Origin of the sequence: Nonomuraea sp. NPDC049637, assembly GCF_040675235.1 — a bacterium.
In the GTDB taxonomy this organism is placed as follows: Bacteria; Actinomycetota; Actinomycetes; order Streptosporangiales; family Streptosporangiaceae; genus Nonomuraea.
Window position 1 is genome coordinate 1 of sequence record NZ_JBFAOM010000132.1, and the last position, 1556, is coordinate 1556.

A 1556-nucleotide genomic window follows, 5' to 3' on the forward strand; every position below is an offset into this window, starting at 1 on the left:
TCGAGCACGCGGACCGCCACGCCCGCCAGGGCCAGCTCCGCGGCCAGCAGCAGTCCGGTGGGCCCGGCTCCCACCACGATCACGTCGATGTGCACCGGCCAGGTCGGTGAGGAAGTCGTCCAGGTGCCGGGCGAGTGAGTGTGCGCGGCCGAGTTGCTCGGCGATGACCAGATCCATCGTGTCGACCTCCACCACCCGCCGGGTTGCCAGATAACCGGGAATCGAAGCGTCCGCGCCGGGCGACGGCGGCCCAGCTCGCGCTATGCCGGTGATCGCTATCTCGCCAGATAACAAAAGTTATCTAAGAACTGGTCGTGCCCCACGCCTCTCTGACTTCCGTGGTCGATCAGGACCGCTTGGCCCTCAGCGGCCCTACCTCTCCGCCGGAGGGCTCGGGCTGCAGGGAGGCAGGGCCCTGGCCGGATACGACAAGCAGCAGGCTTACCCCGAGGCCGTCGCGGCCGCGCACGCCGACTTCGCCACCCTGCGCCCCCGAACTGCACGGGAATACACGACACAGGATGTCGTGATTCGTTGGGAGGCTTAACGGAGTGATCCCTCAGACACCCTGAGCGGTCATTCCATACGGGTCTGGGCGCGCAAGCAGTTCCGGGGGCCGAAACCTCGGCGGTCGAGCACTGCCAGGTTCGGACAACCGTCGGTGCCTGCTGCTGCGGTCCTGGCCGTTCGCAATTCACTCACACGAAGGAGCATCAGATGGGGTCTCAACTCAACCCGTGCCTCGCTTTCAACGGGAACGCACGGCAGGCGATGGAGTTCTACCGGGACGTCTTGGGCGGCAAGCTGGAGATGGGCACGTACGCCGAGTTCGGCTCGCCGGACGCACCCGCCGACCGAATCATGCATGCCACGCTCCGCACCCCGGACGGCTACACGCTGATGGGTTGGGACGTCCGGGAAGAGATGCCCCACACCCCGGGCAACAACGTTGCGGTCTTCCTCGGCGGCGACGACGCCGAACTCCGCGGCTACTTCGAGAGGCTGTCCGCCGGCGGCACCGTGACGTTGCCCTTGGAGAAGCAGTTGTGGGGTGACGAGGCCGGCTCGCTCGTGGACCGGTTCGGTATCACCTGGATGGTCAACATCACCCAGCAGCGGTCGCGGCCTGGGCCATCTTGAACAGGATGTTCTCCTTGCCCGAGACGCGTTTCAGCTCGGCGACGAACTCCTCGGTCACCTTGGTGTCGGCGCGCGCGTTGATCCGCTGCACGGTGGTGATCAGCAGGCCCGTCATCGCGTCGATGATCTCTCGGCGGCGGCAGTGCAGATAGGCCGCCGGCAGCGTCACCCGCAACTTGTGACCATGCCGGCGCAGATGGCTGGGCGAGGACACCGCCACGCGCGCCCGCCAGGACAGCAGAACGCCGGGGGCGATGTCGTCGAAGACGTCCTGCGGCAGCCCGATCGCCTCGATGGCGCCGAGCTTGAACACCTCCTTCTCCATCGTGGTGACGCTCACGTTGCCGGGGTCCTGCCGGATCGCCGCGAACACGTCCACGCCCTCAGCCTCCGCCGACACCTCCTCACCGCCGTCC

At 67.0% G+C, this 1556-nt stretch carries 2 protein-coding genes and 1 pseudogene; 1 reads left to right on the forward strand and 2 read right to left on the reverse strand.

Annotated features, from left to right (window positions below; translation table 11 throughout):
- On the reverse strand, positions 1-95 hold a 95-nt coding region (locus AB0J71_RS49945), incomplete at its 3' end, for an FAD-dependent monooxygenase (protein WP_364421489.1).
- A 622-nt stretch (positions 96-717) separates the two neighbouring features.
- On the opposite strand from AB0J71_RS49945, the gene AB0J71_RS49950 reads away from it, so the two are divergent.
- Positions 718-1140, forward strand: a complete 423-nt coding sequence (locus AB0J71_RS49950) for a VOC family protein (RefSeq protein ID WP_364421487.1) — start codon at positions 718-720, stop codon at positions 1138-1140.
- On the opposite strand, the pseudogene AB0J71_RS49955 reads toward AB0J71_RS49950, so the two are convergent.
- Positions 1106-1556, reverse strand: a pseudogene (locus AB0J71_RS49955) (Tn3 family transposase); the annotation flags it as partial. The gene AB0J71_RS49950 and the pseudogene AB0J71_RS49955 sit on opposite strands and share 35 nt — an antisense overlap.

Bases quoted from the DNA above. Each gene is read 5' to 3' on its own strand.
- AB0J71_RS49950 (WP_364421487.1), top strand. From the start codon at position 718: ATGGGGTCTCAACTCAACCCGTGCCTCGCTTTCAACGGGAACGCACGG.